This is a genomic window from Qipengyuania sp. (assembly GCF_043423005.1).
Taxonomy (GTDB): domain Bacteria; phylum Pseudomonadota; class Alphaproteobacteria; order Sphingomonadales; family Sphingomonadaceae; genus Qipengyuania.
The window spans coordinates 1-15531 of the sequence record NZ_JBHWMI010000002.1; the positions used below are offsets into that span (position 1 = coordinate 1).

Genomic DNA, 15531 nt, shown 5'->3' on the forward strand with positions numbered 1-15531 from the left:
TGGCCTGGGCCGATCAGCGACGCGAGCTCGGCCTCTCCTGATCATCTCCACCTGCAGTCAGAATTCTTGGACCTGAGACGGCGGGCGAAATCTGCGCCAGATCTGCTTCGGAGAGTTGAGTCTCAGACTGCAGTTCACCAATCCCAAACGCGAGGAAGCCGCAGAACTGCGCCATTCTTGGCGCGAGTTCCGCGGCCTTTCGTATCTTCGCAGATCACTCAGGACTGTTTGGTGCTCTCGAGAAGACTCGAAAATAACAAGAAAACCGCGACAATTGTCATTCCATGCTCAGTTTGAATCATGGAATGACAATTCCGGAATCTCGGCCAAGATTCTGCATAATGCGCGGTGAATTCGCCTATTACAGGCGAAACCGGCCGCATCTGATCTCGGAAAAATTTCTCTTCAAAAACAGACACTTAAGGACTGTTTGGTGCGGTCGAGAAGACTCGAACTTCCACGGGCTTTCGCCCACAACGACCTCAACGTTGCGCGTCTACCAGTTCCGCCACGACCGCACACAGTCTCTCCGGGAGCTGTGGCCCCCGCCGGTAGGAGCGCGCCACTAGCAGTGCGGCAAGGCCCCGGCAAGCACCTTGTTGGCGATCAGAGTGGTGCCCAGCCGACATCGGCGTAGACGGCACTGCGCGGCACGTCGGTCCGCGCCTCGTCGATGGTCACGCTTTCGCCGGGCGCGAGTTCGCTCTGGGGCGGCTGGACGACCCAGCTGAAGACCTGCCGTTCGGCCTCGTCCAGCATCACGATCAGCACCGGCGGCAGGTCGCGGGGTTCGCGCGCGGTGTTCCTGATGATGATGCGCGCGCTGAACAGCGAAGTGTCGTTCGACAGTTCGCGCCAGCTTTGCTGATCGGGCGGGAAGCTGAGCTGAAGATCGGGCTGGGCGCTTCCCCATTCCGAAGCCTTGAACGGCCACCAGCTGGGCGTGCCCGCCAGTTGGATCGTCGCCACCGCCGCCAGCGCGAGAATGGCGAAGATCGCCGCCGCCCAGTTCCAGATCCGCCCGAAATGACGGCGCGGACGAAAGGGCGGCGCATGATCGAAGTGCGATATCTCGTCACCCCCGCCCTCGGCGACGGGTGGGAGAGGCGCGCGCGGGGTCCGCGCATAGGACGGCGGCTGCGCCTCGTCAAAATCCGGCGCGGGGGCAGACGCAGGTGCCTCCTGCATTGGCTCTGCCGGCAGCTTGCTAGATCGCTCGCCGTCGGCGTGAGATACCGGCGCAGTCGCCTCGCTGGAGGGCGGCGGCGCCGCTGCGGCAATCCCGGTCTCGTTTACGGGAGGCGGTGGGCGATCCTGCTGAACGTTGCCCGCCCCGCCCTCGGCTGTCGCAGCAATTGGATCCGAGGGGCCATCCTGAAACCAGGAATGCTTGCACTTGGCACAGCGTACCGTTCGCCCCTCGATGCCGATCGCGCTGTCGGGGACGACATAGCGCGTCTGGCAGGCGGGGCAGGCGATGATCATGGTGAAGACCGGCTTAGGGGGCACCGCGAATCACCACAAGCGCCGCCATCGGCGCAGCGATCGGCCAAATCGCTTTTTTCCACACCGAAGGCCCGTTATAGGCGCGCCCAGGCGATGACGGGATCAGGGCAAACGACGGCCGCAGGGGGCTTTGCGGCATGAGCGCCGCCGAAACCGGCATCGTGCGGTTCGACAATGTCGGGCTGCGCTACGGCACCGAGAAGGAGGTGCTGTCGAACATCTCCTTCACGCTTTTTCCGGGCCGCTTCTACTTTCTCACCGGGGCAAGCGGCGCGGGCAAGACCTCTCTCCTGCGCCTGCTCTATCTCGCCCAGCGCCCGTCGCGCGGGGCGGTGCAGATGTTCGGCAGCGACGTCATCACCCTGCCCCGCGCCAGCCTGCCGGCCTTTCGCCGCCGGATGGGAGTGGTGTTCCAGGATTTCCGCCTGGTCGAGCATCTGTCCGCCTTCGATAATGTCGCCCTGCCCCTGCGCGTGGCTGGCGTGCCCGAGGCGGAGCTGGCCGAGCCGGTGAACGACATGCTGGAGTGGGTCGGGCTGGCGCAGCGCGCGGCGGCGCGTCCGGCCAGCCTGTCGGGCGGCGAACAGCAACGGGTGGGCATCGCCCGCGCCGTCATCAACCGCCCTGAAATCCTGATCGCCGACGAACCGACCGGCAATGTCGATCCGGACATGGCGACCAAGCTTATCCGCCTGTTCGAAGCCCTCAACCGCCTCGGCACGACTGTGCTCGTCGCGACCCACGACATGCAATTGCTGCGCAAGGTGCCCGACAGCCTGATCATGCGGCTCGATCGCGGCACGCTGTCGGACCCCACCGGGGCCTTGCGCTATCCCCCGCGAACGGAGAGCGGTGCGTGACGATACTCGGCCCATTGCGCCAAGCCCTTTCGCGGGTGCCGGCCCGGCCCGGCGCGTCCGGTCTGCTGCCACGCACGCGATTGGGCGGGCCGATGCCCTGGGTCATGACGATCATGGTCGCGCTCACCGTGCTCGCCGGGGGTGCGGCGCTGGCGCTCGACAATGTCGCACAGGGCGCGCGGGGGGAGCTTGCCGGCGGGGCGACCGTGCAGGTCCTCGATCCGGACCCCGCCGCCCGGGCCGCCCAGGCCGGCGCGGTCGCCGCATTGCTTCGCGAACAGCCCGAGGTCGCGGCGGTGCGGGTCGTGCCCGAAGCCGAGGTCGCCGGGCTGCTCGAACCGTGGCTCGGGTCGGGCGAGGGGATCGAGGTCGTCCCGCTGCCGGCGCTGGTGGATGTCACCTTCGTGCGCGAGGCCGATGACAGCGCCGTCGCCCGGCTGCGGGCGCGCATCCTCGCGCTGGCACCGGAGGCGCGGATCGACGCCGAAGCCGAATGGCTGGCCCCGGTGCTGGGCGCAATCGCCACGTTGCGCTGGATGGCGGTAGGTCTGATGATCCTGCTCGGCTTCACTGCCGCCGCCGCGGTCTGGCTGGCGGCGCGCAACGCGCTGGGCGTCAATCGCGCGACGCTGGAGATCGTACATCTATTGGGCGGGACCGACGGACAGATCGCGCGGCTGTTCCAGCGCTCAATTCTGATCGATGCCGCGCTTGGCGGGATCGTCGGGCTGATCCTCGGCGGGATCGCCCTCGGGCTGCTGGCCCGGCAATTCGCCGCACTCGATTCCGGGCTTGTCTCCGCCGGCGGCCTTGGCTCGGGCGACTGGCTGGCGCTGGCGCTCATCCCGCTTTGCGCGGTCGGGATTGCGGTCTACACCGCGCGGCTGACGGTCCTATCGAGCTTGAGAAAAATCCTGTGATCCTGCGCTTCTTCGCGTCCCTGGTGCTGGTCTACTGCCTCGGCTTCCTCGGCTTCGCATTGACCTTGCCGCGGCCGATGGACGGGGGCGCGACCGATGCCGTCATCGTGCTGACCGGGGGGCCGGGCCGGATCGCTCGCGGGCTGGAGGTGCTCGATCGGGATCTTGCCCGGGAAATGTTCGTCTCGGGCGTCGACCGCGAGGTCAAACCAGAGGAATTCGCGGCCGAATTCGACGTGTCGGGCGCCCGGATGGCGTGCTGCCTGACGCTGGGCTACCTCGCGGTCGACACCCGCAGCAATGCCGGCGAAACCGCGCAATGGATGAAGGAACACGGGTTCACTTCGGCCCGGGTCGTCACCACCGACTGGCACATGGCGCGGGCCTTTTCCGAGATCGACGAGGCCATGCCTGCGGGTACCCGGCTGGTGCGCGATGCCGTTCCCTCGCACCCCGACCTTGCCACCCTGTTCCTGGAATACAACAAGTTGCTGGCATCCGAGATCACCCGCGGCTTTCCGAGCCTGCGCCAGTGATCTATCTTCGCAACGCCGCTTTCTACCTGGTCTTCTACCTCGGCTCGGTGGTCGTCACCCTGTCGTCGGTCGCTTGCCTGCCCTTCTCGCGCGCGGCGTTCAAGCGCTGGGTCGAACGGTGGAGCAGGCTGCAACGCTGGTCCGTGCGGCGTCTGCTGGGCTGCGAACTGCGAATCGAGAATCAGCCGCCGCAACGCCCGGTGCTTTATGCGCTCAAGCACGAGAGCTTCTTCGAAGCCATCGATGCGCCGACGCTGTTCGACAGTCCCTCGGTCTTTGCCAAGAAGGAACTGTTCGACATTCCCTTCTGGGGCCGCGCCGCGCTCGCCTTCGGACTGGTGCCGGTGGCGCGGGGCGAGGGCGCGAAGACCCTGAAGGCGATGATCCGCGCCGCCCGCGAAAAGGTTTCGGAAGGCCGCCCGCTGGTGATCTTTCCTGAAGGCACCCGGGTGCCTCACGGGGTCAGGGGGGAGTTGCAGGCGGGGTTCGCCGGACTTTACAAGATGCTCGGCCTGCCGGTCATCCCGGTGGCGGTCGACAGCGGGCCGGTCTATCACCGCTGGCTCAAGCAGCGCGGGGTCATCACCTACCGCTTCGGCGAGGAGATCCCTGCCGGCCTGTCACGCGCCGAAGTCGAGGCGCGGGTGCTGGATGCGATCAATGCGCTCAATCCGCCGGTCCGCGGCTAACCGGCGCGGATCGCCGCATCGCTCAGGATACGTCCGATTTCGCCCATCTGCTCGCGCGTCCCGATCGTGATGCGCAGCGCATGGGGCAGGCCCTGCCCGGGCAGATGCCGCACCGCATAGCCGCCCTCCTCGAGCGCCGCGTGGGCATCGGCGGCCCCGAGCGACCCTTCGAACAGTACGAGTACGAAATTCGCCCCGCTCGGCACGGTTCTCAGACCGTAATTGCCGAGGGCGGCGAGCGTATCGACCAGCGCGGTGCGGGCGGCTGCGGTCTCGGCGCGCGAGCGGGCGACGAAGGCTTGATCCGCCAGCGCCGCAAGCGCCGCCCGCTGGCCCGAGGCCGACACGTTGAACGCCCCGCGCAGGCGGTTCAGCGCATCGATCAGCGGGGGCGCACCGGTCGCCCAGCCGATCCGTTCCGCCGCAAGACCATAGGCCTTTGAAAAGGTCCGCATGACGAGGAGGTTGCCTCGTCCCGAACATGCGGCGAGTGCGCCATCGTCCTCGGCAGGCGCAAGATATTCGCCATAGGCCTGATCGATCACCAGCAGCACGTCGGCAGGGACCTGTTCGATCAGCCGGGCAATCTCGTCGGCTCCGAGATACGAACCGCAGGGATTGTTCGGATTGTCGAGCAGGATCACCCGGGTCCGCGGGGTGATGCGGGCCAGCATGGCGTCGACATCGGCCCGGTAGTCGGCCATCGGTGCCAGCACCGGGGTCGCCCCCACCTTGTGCGCCAGCAGCGGATAGAGCGAGAAGGAGAACTCGGGAAACAGCACCTCGTCGCCCTGCCCGGCAAAGGCCTGCACGGCACAATGCAGCAGTTCCCCCGATCCGGTCCCGCACACGATCCGCGCAAGGTCGATCCCGTGAAGCCGCGCGATGCCTTCGCGCAAGGCGCGGGCGTCGGGATCGGGATACAGCGCCGGATTGCCTTGTGCATTCCCGTCCGCCAGCGCGGCCCGTGCAAGGGGGCTGCACCCAAACGGGTTCTCGTTGGCCGACAGCTTGACCAGCGGCCTGCCCCCGGCCCCGGTCGAGCGTCCGGGAACATAAGGATGGATCGCATCGATCCAGGGCTTCATCCGGGGTGCGTCGGCCATGTCGCCGCGCCATAGACGATATCGCATCGCCGGCAAGCCGCTCCCCCGACTTCGGCCATGCTTGTCGAACCACCTCGCTTGGTTCACAGCCGGGTCGCCGTGAACCCCGTCAACCGCACCTTCGCCCTGCCCCATGCGCTCATGCTCGACGGCGGCGGGCTTCTCGAGGATGCGGTGCTGGCGTACGAGACATACGGTTCGCTGGATGAAACGCGAAGCAACGCGATCCTAGTCTGCCATGCGCTCACCGGCGATCAGTATCTCGCCAGCCCCCACCCCGTGACCGGCAAACCCGGCTGGTGGACGCGGATGGTCGGCCCCGGCCGGCCGATCGACACCGACCGCTATTTCGTGATCTGTGCCAATGTCATCGGCAGCTGCATGGGCTCGACCGGGCCGGCCAGCCTGGCCCCCGATGGACGGGCCTATGGCGCGCGCTTCCCCGTCATCACCATCCGCGACATGGTGCGTGCGCTCGTCGGGTTGCTCGAGGGGCTCGGCATCGCCCGGCTCCACGCGGTCGTCGGCGGGTCGATGGGCGGGATGCAGGCGCTCAGCCTCGCTGCCAACTGGCCCGAGCGCGCGGCACGGGTGCTGGTCATCGCCTCGACCAGCCGGCATTCGGCGCAGAACATCGCCTTTCACGAATTGGGACGGCAGGCGATCATGGCTGACCCCCACTGGAACGGCGGCGACTACTACACCGGAAAGCCGCCCGCCGCCGGCCTCGCGGTGGCCCGCATGGCGGCACATATCACCTATCTTTCGGAAAGCGCGCTGACCGCCAAGTTCGGACGCAACCTGCAGGATCGGCCAGATGGTTCGAAAGGGGCCAAGAGCTTCGCCTTCGAGGCGGATTTCCAGGTGGAAAGCTATCTGCGGCATCAGGGTAGCGGCTTCACCCGGCGCTTCGATGCCAACAGCTATCTCTACATCACCCGGGCGATGGATTATTTCGATCTGGCCGAGGAGCATGGCGGGCACCTTGCCGCAGCCTTCGGCGGCACCGCGGCCCGCTTCTGCCTCGTCAGCTTCGATTCGGACTGGCTTTATCCCACCGCCGAAAGCCGCCATCTGGTCCATGCGCTCAATGCGGCCGGGGCGGCGGTCAGCTTCGTCGAACTGTCTGCCCCGTTCGGGCACGACAGCTTTCTCCTCGACGTGCCGGCGCTCGACCGGGTGGCGCGGGGCTTTATCGGATGATCGAACTGCGACCGGATCTGCGCGCGATTGCCGATGCGGTCGCACCGGGCAGCCGGGTGATCGACATCGGCTGCGGCGATGGCGAACTGCTCGCCGCCCTGCGCACCGGCAAGGGAGTGGACGCGCGGGGGCTGGAAATCGATCCGCTGTGCGTTGAACGATGCGTCGCACAAGGCCTGTCGGTGATTCAGGGCGATGCCGGTCGCGATCTGGCCGACTATCCCGATCGCGCCTTTGATTACGCCGTCCTCAGCCAGACCCTGCAGACCACCGACCGGCCCGATCTGATGCTGGAACAGCTGCTGCGCGTGGGGCGGCGGGCTTTCGTCAGCTTCCCCAATTTTGCGCACTGGCGCACCCGCGCCGGGCTGATGTTCGGCGGGCGGATGCCGGTCAACCGCGCGATCCCGGTCAGCTGGTACGAGACGCGCAACATCCACCACCTGACCATCGCCGATTTTCGCGACCTTGCCCGGGCACGAGGCGCGCGGATCGAACGGCAGTGGTTCTTTTCGGGCGAGGCGCCGGTGTATCGCGCGGTCAATCTGCGCGCCGAATTCGCGGTATTCCTGCTCAGCCGCGCGGCGGCGCATCAGGCGGACGACGCGGAGCGAACACCCGCTTCAGAACCCGCCGGGCGAGGATGATGAGCCAGATCATCAGGGCGAGCAGCACCAGCGCGATCGCGCCCGCGACATAGGGGTATTCATACGCGAGATAGAGCAACCCGACGCTCGCCACATCCTCAGCCGTAGACACCGCGATATTGCTTACCGGCTCGGGACTTGCGTTGACGACACCGCGGGCGCCGGCCTTGCCGGCATGGGCAGTCAGCGCCGCCCCGCCGCCGAGCAGGAAGGCGATAACCTGCGTCGCCGGGTCGGACGGATCGACGATGGCAAGGGCGAGGAGTGCACCCCCGATCGGCCGGACGAAGGTGTGGATCGCATCCCATGCGCTATCCAGCCACATCACCTTGTCGGCAGAGAACTCGGCCAGGGCGGCGATCCCGGCGATACCCATCACCCATGGGTTCGCCAGCACGTCGAGGCTCTGGAGATGTTCGGGCAGCGGAATGGCACCAAGCCGCATGGCGAGCCCGGTGGCAAAGATGCTCAGATAGAGCCGCCATCCCGCCAGCAGGCTGACACTGCCGGCGATACCGATAATTTCCATGATGCCCATCGGCGACATGGATGCGCCCGGCGGAGCGCCTTCGCAAGTTCAATCGATCCGCCGTCCCGCCACGTCGTAAGGCCTGCCGACCCGTCCGCGGGGTATCTCGAGCGCCGCCCGGTCCCAGTCGCCCGCGTCCGCAACCGCGATATAGGTCGCCTCCAGAAAGTCGAGCAGCGCCGCTTCGGGTTCGTCTGCCGCCCGCACCGCGGCATAGGGCAGGACAAATTCGCCGAGCGTATCGTGCCAATAGGCCGCAGGATGGCCCGGGTCGCACTCGGCCAGCCGATCGGGAACGGGATAGCCATAGGCGTAGAAAGCCGCTTCCTCGACCCCGCCGCCGCCGAGCCAGAACCCGGCGCTGGCGACTTCGTGGCTGTAGGCCTCGCGGGTCACGCGGTCTGGCAGGTTCGGCACGCCGCCCCGATGCAGCGGCGCCGAACGACCGGAAAAGCGCGTCACGGCAAGGTCGAAGCTGCCCCAGAACAGGTGCACTGGACTCGACTTGCCGACGAAGCCGGTACGAAACCGCTCCAGCACCCGGGCGGCATCGGCAAAGGCGCGGTGACAGCGCTGCACCGTGCCTCCATCCCACGGTCGGGGACGATGGTCCTCGGCAAAGGGCACCGCGTCATCCACCTCGTTGGGCGCGCCGGAAAGGCGGATCTGAGCCCCCAGCGTCGTCAGGCTGTCGGTCAGCATCTCCAGAAGGTCGGCAACGGTCAGTCCGGACAGCGGGAATCTGGCCGTCTCGCCGCCGGAACCGTCGATTTGCACATGGCCCGTCCGGCAGTCGAGCAACACCTCGATCTCGCCGGTCGGCGTTGGCAGAGTATAGGTGCGAAAGCCGTGCGGCACGACGCGCAAGGCAACGTGCCAGCCATGGTTCACCCACGGCAGGGTGCGCGTCGGCAGCTTGCCGATCAGCTGAAGATACGCGTGCAAGCTGTCGATGACCGGCCGGTCGGCCGCGTAGTCCAACGCCGGCCACCGGTCAGTCATCGCCATGCTCCTCAGAAAATTTCGAACAGGCCCGCCGCGCCCATTCCGCCGCCGACGCACATGGTGACGACGCCGTATTTCGCGCCGCGCCGCTTGCCTTCGATCAGCACATGGCCGGTGCAACGCGCCCCGGTCATGCCATAGGGGTGTCCGATCGAGATCGAGCCGCCGCTGACATTGAGCCGGTCATTGGGAATGCCCAGCTTGTCGCGGCAATAGAGCACCTGCACCGCGAAGGCCTCGTTCAGTTCCCAGATGCCGATATCATCGATCTTGAGGTCGAACCGCTCGAGCAGCTTGGGGATCGCATAGACCGGGCCGATACCCATCTCGTCGGGCTCGGTGCCCGCAACCGCCATGCCGACATAACGACCGAGCGGCTGGAGCCCGCGACGTTCGGCGACCTTGGCTTCCATCAGCACGCTGGCCGACGACCCGTCCGAAAGCTGCGAGGCATTGCCGGCGGTGATCGACGTGCCCGGACCCATCACCGGTTGCAGCGCGGCAAGCCCTTCAAGCGTCGTCTGCGGACGGTTGCCTTCGTCCTTGTGGATCGTCACCTCGACATCGGACACCGCGCCGGTCGCCTTGTCCTGCACCTTGTGGGTGGTGGTGACGGGCACGATTTCCGCGTCGAAGCGCCCCTGCTGCTGCGCCTCGGCAGTGCGCTGCTGGCTTTGCAGGGCGTATTCGTCCTGCGCCTCGCGGCTGATGCCGTAACGCTGCGCCACCGTTTCCGCGGTTTGCAGCATGGGCATGTAGATCGCGCCGTGCATCGCGAGAAGCTGCGGATCGGGCTGGACGCGCATGTCCTTGGTCTGGACGAGGCTGATCGATTCCTGCCCGCCGGCGGCAACCGCGTCCATCCGGTCGGTGATGATCTGCTTGGCGGCGGTGGCGATGCTCATCAAACCCGAAGAGCACTGCCGGTCGAGCGTCATGCCCGAAACGCTTACCGGGCAGCCGGCGCGCAGGGCCACCTGGCGCGCGAGGTTGCCCGCCTGCGTGCCCTGCTGCAGTGCGGAGCCCCACAGCACATCGTCGATCTCGCCCGGTTCGATGCCGGCACGCTCGATCGCGGGCTTCAGCGAATAGGAGCCGAGCGTCGCCCCGGGCGTGTCGTTGAAGCCGCCCTTGTAGGCCCGGCCGATGGCGGTCCGGGCGGTTGAAACGATGACTGCGTCACGGGTCATTGAAATATTCCTTGCGGCTATTCGGGAAGTTTGGCGGCGTCAGACGAAGAACATCGTCATCCATTCGCAGATCAGGGCGGGCTTGTCCTCGCCCTCGATCTCGATGGTGATCTCCACCGTCTGCTGCCACTGACCGGGGCGCTTCTCGCTCATGTCGAGCAGTTTCCAGTGGCCGCGGATCCGCTTGCCCGAACGAACCGGGCTGATGAAACGGGTCTTGTTGCCGCCGTAGTTGACCGCCATCTTGATCCCCTCGAGCCGCGGCACGTCGCTGTTCGCGGTCAGATAGGGGATCATCGAAAGGGTCAGGAAGCCGTGGGCGATGGTGCCGCCGAAAGGGGTCATCTTCGCCGCATCCTCGTTCACGTGAATGAACTGGTGGTCCCCGGTCGCATCGGCGAACTGGTTGATGCGTTCCTGGCTCATCTCGACCCATTCGCTGGTGCCGATCGTCTCGCCTGTCTTGCTTGCGATGTCCTGGGGCGTCATGCGCCTCTCCTCTGGTATGAATGCGGTAGGAGGCCGTCATGAAGCAACCCCGGGACGCGCGCAATACCGCCGCCCGCGCCCTTACGGCACCGCCGCAATCGCGCTTCCCGAAGGGGCCGATGGGCGGCGCGAATCACGTTGGTCATGCAGGTTCCGGGCTGCTGCCGTGCTGACGACGATGAAGCAGGCCGCGCGCGCGTCGTGGTTTCGCGTGGCTGCGGGATGCTGGTTCGCCATGCTGTTCGGCGCGGCGGTGGCGGTGCAGCCGGCAGCTTCGACAGCCGCGCTGGCCCGCGCGCTGGGGTTCGGCACGGGCGGGGGGTCCATCGGTGCCATGCTGCTGATCGGGCTTGCTGCCGTCTTTGGCTTTGGAGTCGGTTATGTCGGTGCCGCGCTCTTCGCCCGGCATGCCGGAAGCCCCCGCGCGACCGCATCCAGCCCCGACTTCGAAGTTCCTGAGGCCGACGAGGGGGCGGCGGGGCCGGAGGACGAACCAGTCGCAGTACCGGGCGATGACGCCGTATTCGATTCGCCCGGCGGGGGCCTCGTCGGCGGGCTGCGCGGCGCATGGCTCAAGCAGACTGGCGAGATGCTCCCGACACCTGCCGAACGGAACCAGCCTGCTGACGAACCGGCGACAGCGAGGCCAGACGAGATGCCTGCTCCCGAAGCGACACCGACATTGCAGGACCTGACTGAGCAATTGACGAGGGCGCTCGCCCGGCTGGACACTTCGTCTGCCGCCAGGGCCAATCCGGCCGCGCCCGTTCCCGCCAACGATCAGGAGCCTCCGCTACTTGACGACGCAGCGCGGCAGGCGGTGGCATCGGCCCTGGCGCGGCTCGAGGAGGCGACCTCGACCGCCAGCGGCTAGCGCGACCAGTCGATCGCCCCGCGCTCCTCGCGGCGCAGGAACTCGTTTGCCCGGCTGAACGGGCGCGAGCCGAAGAAACCCCGGCGGGCGGATAGCGGGCTGGGGTGCGCGGTTTCGATGACGAGGTGACGCCCCCCGTGGAGCAACGGGGTTTTGCGCCCTATGCCTTGCGCGTGATTGCCCCACAGGATGAACACGCTTGGCCGGGTTTGTGCGGCGACCGCCGCGAGGCAGGCGTTGCTGACGAGTTCCCATCCCTTGCCGGCATGGCTTGCAGCGCGCCCTGCCTCGACCGTGAGCGAGGTATTGAGCAACAGCACGCCCTGCCGCGCCCAGGCCGACAGATCGCCATTGTCGCCCCGAATTACGCCGAGATCGCTGGCCAGCTCTGCATGGATGTTCCGCAGGCTCGGCGGCAGGGGCAGGCCGGCGGGCACCGAAAAGCTCAGCCCCATTGCCTGCCCCGGCCCGTGATAGGGATCCTGCCCCAGGATCACGACCCGAACGTCTTCGAGCGGGGTCAGCTCCAGGGCTTTAACCCAGCGGTCGGGCGAAGGGTAGATCGCCTTGCCCGCCGCCGCCTCGCCGGCCAGCCAGACAGCAAGCCGGCGAACCTCCTCGCGCGCCATCACCGGGCCGAGCGCGGGACGCCAGCTGGGCGGAAGGGTGGCCATCATCGACCCGTTGTGCCCGCCTGCTCGCGCGGCTGCCAGAGCGCCCTTTCCTACTATCCCCAATCCGCCTAAGGTCCGCTCCCATGGCAGTCCATTTCCACGAAGAAGATCTTCCCGCCGACGTGCTGGCGCCGGGTCCGGTCGCGATCGATACCGAGACCATGGGCCTCGTCACGCCGCGCGACCGGCTGTGCCTGGTCCAGATCAGCGATGGCGGCGGGGACGAGCATCTTGTTCGCTTTGCCCCCGGCAGTGACTATGCGGCGCCCAATTTGCGGGCGGTGGTGGCCGATCCTGCGCGGCTCAAGCTGTTTCATTTCGCCCGCTTTGATCTTGCCGCCCTCGAATACTATCTCGGTGTGGTGGCCACGCCTTGCTATTGCACCAAGATCGCCAGCAAGCTGGTGCGCACCTATACCGATCGGCATGGGCTGAAGAATCTGGTCGAGGAACTGCTCGGCCAAAGCATTTCCAAGGTCCAGCAAAGCTCCGACTGGGGCGGGCCGCAGATCACCGAGGCCCAGCGCGACTATGCGGCAAGCGACGTGCGCTTCCTGCATCGTCTGCGCGAGGAACTCGACCGCCGCCTCGAACGCGAAGGCCGCACCGCTATGGCGCAGGCCTGCTTTGACTTTCTGCCCACCCGCGCCCGGCTCGACATCGCCGGCTGGGCCGAAAACGACATCTTCAGCCACGCGTAACCGGGGCAGGGACAGACACAGCCAATGGCAAGCGCACGAGCCCGGATCGAGACGCAGGAGGCGCAGCAGCTTCGCTCGCGCCGACAGCATTTCGCCGCGCCCGGCGGGCGGCATGACCGGCTGGTCGCGGTTCTTTCGCGGGTGTTGCCGATGGCCGTCGGGGTGCTTGCCGCACTGATGCTCATCACCCCGCTGAGCCCGCGGGGCGAGATCAGCTTCCTGCTCGATCGCAACAAGGTCGCCGTCATTCAGGAACGACTGCGGGTCGATAATGCGCTATACCGCGGCCAGGACGATGCCGGGCGCCCCTTTTCCCTGACCGCAGGCGAGGCCGTGCAGAGATCGAGCGCCGAAGGCATCGTGCGCATGAATGAACTGGTCGCCCGCATCCTCCTGCCCGATGGTCCGGCGCGGGTGGCTGCGCCGGATGGCGAATACAATATCGCTGAATCGATGGTCGCGCTCGACGGGCCGATTCGCTTCACCGCCGCCGATGGCTATCGCATGACCGCGAGCGGCGTTTCGCTCGATCTACGGGAACGCCAGCTGGTCGGCGCAGGCGGGGTCGAGGGGGCGGTGCCGGCCGGTACCTTCCGGGCCGATCGGATCGAAGCCGATCTCGCCGCCCGAACCGTTACGCTTTCGGGCGATGCGCGGCTGCGCATGGTGCCCGGCAGAATGAGGATTCCATGATGAAATTTCAGCCCGGCGTCATGGCGCGATCGGCGATCGGCGGCTTTGCCGTCACTCTGGCGGCGATGACCGGCATCCTCCTCAACGCGCAGGGCATCGGCGGGCACAATTCCAATGCCCCGGTATCCTATGCCGCGGACCGCATCGAATTGCAGGACCGGCAGAACCGGGTGATCCTTTCGGGCAACGTCCAGATCACCCAGGCCGGCCTGTCGCTGAATGCGGCGCGCACCACAGTGAACTACACCGATGCCGGCAGCCTCAGGATCCAGCGCATCCTCGCGACGGGCGGTGTCGACGTGCAACGCGGCAACGAGCGGGCCCGGGGCGATACCGCGGTCTATGATTTCAACCGCCGGATCATCACCATGGCCGGCAACGTCCGGCTCAACCGCGGCGGCGATACGCTGAACGGCGGGCGTCTGGTGATCGACCTCGGCACCGGCGTCTCCAGCATCGACGGGCAGGCGGGGGGCTCGTCCGGGGTGACGGGTACGACCAGCAGCTCTCAGGGCGGGCGGGTCACCGGCACTTTCTCGGTCCCGGACAGCGATTGACGCATGACGCCGGGCGAGCGCGAGCGGGGGGCACGACTGCTTCTTGCGCTGCTCGGCCATCGCGCACTCGAGGTTGGCGCTGACGATCCGACCTGGCCGGTCGCCGCCGAACTTGCCCGGCAGCAGCGGCTCGGCCCCCAGGGACATGCGGCACTGGCCCGGCGGCCTGAAATCCGGGCACCCCTGTTCGTGGCCGACGAATGGCGCGCAGCCCACCGCGCCAATGCCATCGCCATTCTGGCGCAGCGCCGCGCGCTTACGCTGGCTCTTGCCATCCTCGGGGAGGCCGGCATCCGCTCAGTCTCATTGAAAGGGGCCGCCCTCGCGTGGACGGTCTGGCCCAATCCCGCCGACCGGGTCATGCGCGATCTCGACCTGCTGGTCGCTCCTGCCGATGCTCCGCGCGCGTACCGCCTGCTGCGCGCGGCAGGGTGGGCGGGGCCCGACCCGGGCGAGGACATGCTCGTCCTGATGGCGACGGGAGAAACGCATCTTCCCCCGCTAATGTCGCCAGATGGCATATGCCTTGAACTTCATGCCCACGTCTGGCGCAGCCCGGCCCTGCCCGGCGGGCGGATGCCGGCGGGCGAAAGCGTAGCGCTGATGGCGGGGGCGGCGGTGGATCGCCGCGCCGGCGCCCGGGTGCCCGCGCCGACGGACATGCTGGCGCACCTTGTCGTCCACGGAGCCCATGCGCACCTGTTCAACATCGGCCCCGTGCTTCTCGCCGATATCGATTATCTGGTCAGCGCCGGGGGGATCGACTGGCCGGCATTCTGGGGACGGGCTGCAACGCAGGGTTACCTGCGCGGCGCGGCGCTTGTCCTGGCGCTGACCGAGCGATGGCGCCGGCCCGGTCTGCTTGTCGCGGCGGGCTGCCCCCTCTCCCCGGCGCCGGCGCAGATCGCGCTGGCCGAGCGGCTGATGTTTCAGGATCCCGCCGCGCGCAAGGAGGTCAATCTGCTGGCCGGGATCGCCGCGACCCCGCTGCGGCTGCACCGGCGGCTGGCGCGGCACCCGCTCGACGAAGCGCAGGGCGTTCACCGCGGCGGCATGCCCCGGCTCGTCTCACGCAGCACCGCCTTGCTGCGGAGCCTTGCCAGCAGGCCGTTACGCCGGGACGGACTGAGCGCCGCGGCCATCGCGCGTTGGCTGGACGCCTAGCGCCGCCCGGCCCCGGCCAGCCGCGCCAAATTGGTCAGCCCCTGTGCCAGCAAGGTTTCGGCCATTCGGCTGTGGGTCATCATCTCGCGATGAAGACGCGTGAGACCCAGTGTCAGCCGGTCGAGCCGATCGCCCCGCCAGCGCTGAACCTGATCGCCGATATCGCGTTCTTCCTTCCAGAAGATGCC

Annotated in this window: 18 protein-coding genes, 1 tRNA gene and 1 pseudogene; 11 read left to right on the forward strand and 9 right to left on the reverse strand. The window is 67.4% G+C overall.

Going from position 1 to position 15531, the window contains the following annotated elements; all coding sequences use genetic code 11:
* Positions 1 to 431: 431 nt before the first annotated feature.
* Together ACHFFA_RS00070 and ACHFFA_RS00075 are read right to left on the reverse strand one after the other, a co-directional pair.
* A tRNA-Leu gene (locus ACHFFA_RS00070) sits at positions 432 to 518 on the reverse strand.
* Between the two features lie 88 nt (positions 519 to 606).
* A complete protein-coding gene (locus ACHFFA_RS00075) occupies positions 607 to 1509 on the reverse strand; it encodes an MJ0042-type zinc finger domain-containing protein (RefSeq protein ID WP_394268799.1) in 903 nt (300 codons plus the stop codon).
* 134 nt (positions 1510 to 1643) lie between these two features.
* On the opposite strand from ACHFFA_RS00075, the gene ftsE reads away from it, so the two are divergent.
* From ftsE to ACHFFA_RS00095, 4 genes are all read left to right on the forward strand, one after another.
* Positions 1644 to 2366: a cell division ATP-binding protein FtsE gene (gene ftsE / locus ACHFFA_RS00080; RefSeq protein WP_394268800.1), complete on the forward strand. Its 723-nt coding sequence runs from the start codon at positions 1644 to 1646 to the stop codon at positions 2364 to 2366.
* Positions 2367 to 2470: 104 nt separating this feature from the next.
* The gene (locus tag ACHFFA_RS00085; protein ID WP_394268801.1) at positions 2471 to 3286 is read left to right on the forward strand and encodes a cell division protein FtsX; all 816 of its coding nucleotides are present in this window, start codon (positions 2471 to 2473) and stop codon (positions 3284 to 3286) included.
* Positions 3283 to 3822, forward strand: a complete 540-nt coding sequence (locus ACHFFA_RS00090; RefSeq protein WP_394268802.1) for a YdcF family protein — start codon at positions 3283 to 3285, stop codon at positions 3820 to 3822. Before ACHFFA_RS00085 ends, ACHFFA_RS00090 begins: the two co-directional genes overlap by 4 nt.
* Entirely contained in the window at positions 3819 to 4511 is a 693-nt protein-coding gene (locus ACHFFA_RS00095; protein WP_394268803.1) for a lysophospholipid acyltransferase family protein, read from the forward strand. The genes ACHFFA_RS00090 and ACHFFA_RS00095 overlap by 4 nt, the downstream gene beginning before the upstream one ends.
* On the opposite strand, the gene ACHFFA_RS00100 is transcribed toward ACHFFA_RS00095, so the two are convergent.
* The gene (locus ACHFFA_RS00100; RefSeq protein WP_394268804.1) at positions 4508 to 5617 is read right to left on the reverse strand and encodes a pyridoxal phosphate-dependent aminotransferase; all 1110 of its coding nucleotides are present in this window, start codon (positions 5615 to 5617) and stop codon (positions 4508 to 4510) included. The two genes, ACHFFA_RS00095 and ACHFFA_RS00100, sit on opposite strands and share 4 nt — an antisense overlap.
* Before the next feature lie 57 nt (positions 5618 to 5674).
* Here ACHFFA_RS00100 and ACHFFA_RS00105 point away from each other — a divergent pair, with 57 nt between their 5' ends.
* Together ACHFFA_RS00105 and metW are read left to right on the forward strand one after the other, a co-directional pair.
* On the forward strand, positions 5675 to 6820 hold the full coding sequence (locus ACHFFA_RS00105; RefSeq protein WP_394268805.1) for a homoserine O-acetyltransferase: 1146 nt from the start codon (positions 5675 to 5677) through the stop codon (positions 6818 to 6820).
* The gene (metW, locus tag ACHFFA_RS00110; RefSeq protein ID WP_394268806.1) at positions 6817 to 7467 is read left to right on the forward strand and encodes a methionine biosynthesis protein MetW; all 651 of its coding nucleotides are present in this window, start codon (positions 6817 to 6819) and stop codon (positions 7465 to 7467) included. The genes ACHFFA_RS00105 and metW overlap by 4 nt, the downstream gene beginning before the upstream one ends.
* On the opposite strand, the gene ACHFFA_RS00115 is transcribed toward metW, so the two are convergent.
* From ACHFFA_RS00115 to ACHFFA_RS00130, 4 genes are read right to left on the reverse strand one after another with little or no spacing between them, the layout of a single operon-like run.
* Positions 7394 to 8005 (reverse strand): DUF4126 domain-containing protein, encoded by a 612-nt coding sequence (locus ACHFFA_RS00115; protein WP_394268807.1) that lies wholly within the window; start codon positions 8003 to 8005, stop codon positions 7394 to 7396. The genes metW and ACHFFA_RS00115 overlap by 74 nt on opposite strands.
* A 39-nt stretch (positions 8006 to 8044) precedes the next feature.
* The gene (locus ACHFFA_RS00120) at positions 8045 to 8998 is read right to left on the reverse strand and encodes a DUF5996 family protein (RefSeq protein ID WP_394268808.1); all 954 of its coding nucleotides are present in this window, start codon (positions 8996 to 8998) and stop codon (positions 8045 to 8047) included.
* A gap of 11 nt (positions 8999 to 9009) precedes the next feature.
* Positions 9010 to 10191, reverse strand: a complete 1182-nt coding sequence (locus ACHFFA_RS00125) for an acetyl-CoA C-acyltransferase (RefSeq protein ID WP_394268809.1) — start codon at positions 10189 to 10191, stop codon at positions 9010 to 9012.
* Positions 10192 to 10230: 39 nt separating this feature from the next.
* Complete coding sequence (locus ACHFFA_RS00130; protein ID WP_394268810.1) at positions 10231 to 10680, reverse strand: MaoC family dehydratase; 450 nt, start codon at positions 10678 to 10680, stop codon at positions 10231 to 10233.
* 166 nt (positions 10681 to 10846) lie between these two features.
* Between ACHFFA_RS00130 and ACHFFA_RS00135 the strand changes: the two genes are divergently transcribed.
* On the forward strand, positions 10847 to 11554 hold the full coding sequence (locus ACHFFA_RS00135; protein WP_394268811.1) for a hypothetical protein: 708 nt from the start codon (positions 10847 to 10849) through the stop codon (positions 11552 to 11554).
* Here the strand turns inward: ACHFFA_RS00135 and ACHFFA_RS00140 are convergent.
* Entirely contained in the window at positions 11551 to 12231 is a 681-nt protein-coding gene (locus tag ACHFFA_RS00140; RefSeq protein ID WP_394268812.1) for a uracil-DNA glycosylase, read from the reverse strand. The two genes, ACHFFA_RS00135 and ACHFFA_RS00140, sit on opposite strands and share 4 nt — an antisense overlap.
* A gap of 80 nt (positions 12232 to 12311) precedes the next feature.
* On the opposite strand from ACHFFA_RS00140, the gene ACHFFA_RS00145 reads away from it, so the two are divergent.
* The 4 genes from ACHFFA_RS00145 to ACHFFA_RS00160 are packed head-to-tail and all read left to right on the forward strand — an operon-like array spanning position 12312 to position 15343.
* Complete coding sequence (locus ACHFFA_RS00145) at positions 12312 to 12929, forward strand: ribonuclease D (RefSeq protein ID WP_394268813.1); 618 nt, start codon at positions 12312 to 12314, stop codon at positions 12927 to 12929.
* Positions 12930 to 12953: 24 nt separating this feature from the next.
* Entirely contained in the window at positions 12954 to 13622 is a 669-nt protein-coding gene (lptC, locus tag ACHFFA_RS00150; protein ID WP_394268814.1) for an LPS export ABC transporter periplasmic protein LptC, read from the forward strand.
* Positions 13622 to 14179 (forward strand): LptA/OstA family protein, encoded by a 558-nt coding sequence (locus ACHFFA_RS00155; protein WP_394268815.1) that lies wholly within the window; start codon positions 13622 to 13624, stop codon positions 14177 to 14179. The genes lptC and ACHFFA_RS00155 overlap by 1 nt, the downstream gene beginning before the upstream one ends.
* Before the next feature lie 3 nt (positions 14180 to 14182).
* Complete coding sequence (locus ACHFFA_RS00160) at positions 14183 to 15343, forward strand: nucleotidyltransferase family protein (protein ID WP_394268816.1); 1161 nt, start codon at positions 14183 to 14185, stop codon at positions 15341 to 15343.
* On the opposite strand, the pseudogene ACHFFA_RS00165 reads toward ACHFFA_RS00160, so the two are convergent.
* A pseudogene (locus tag ACHFFA_RS00165) lies at positions 15340 to 15531 on the reverse strand (DNA polymerase III subunit delta); the annotation flags it as partial. The gene ACHFFA_RS00160 and the pseudogene ACHFFA_RS00165 overlap by 4 nt on opposite strands.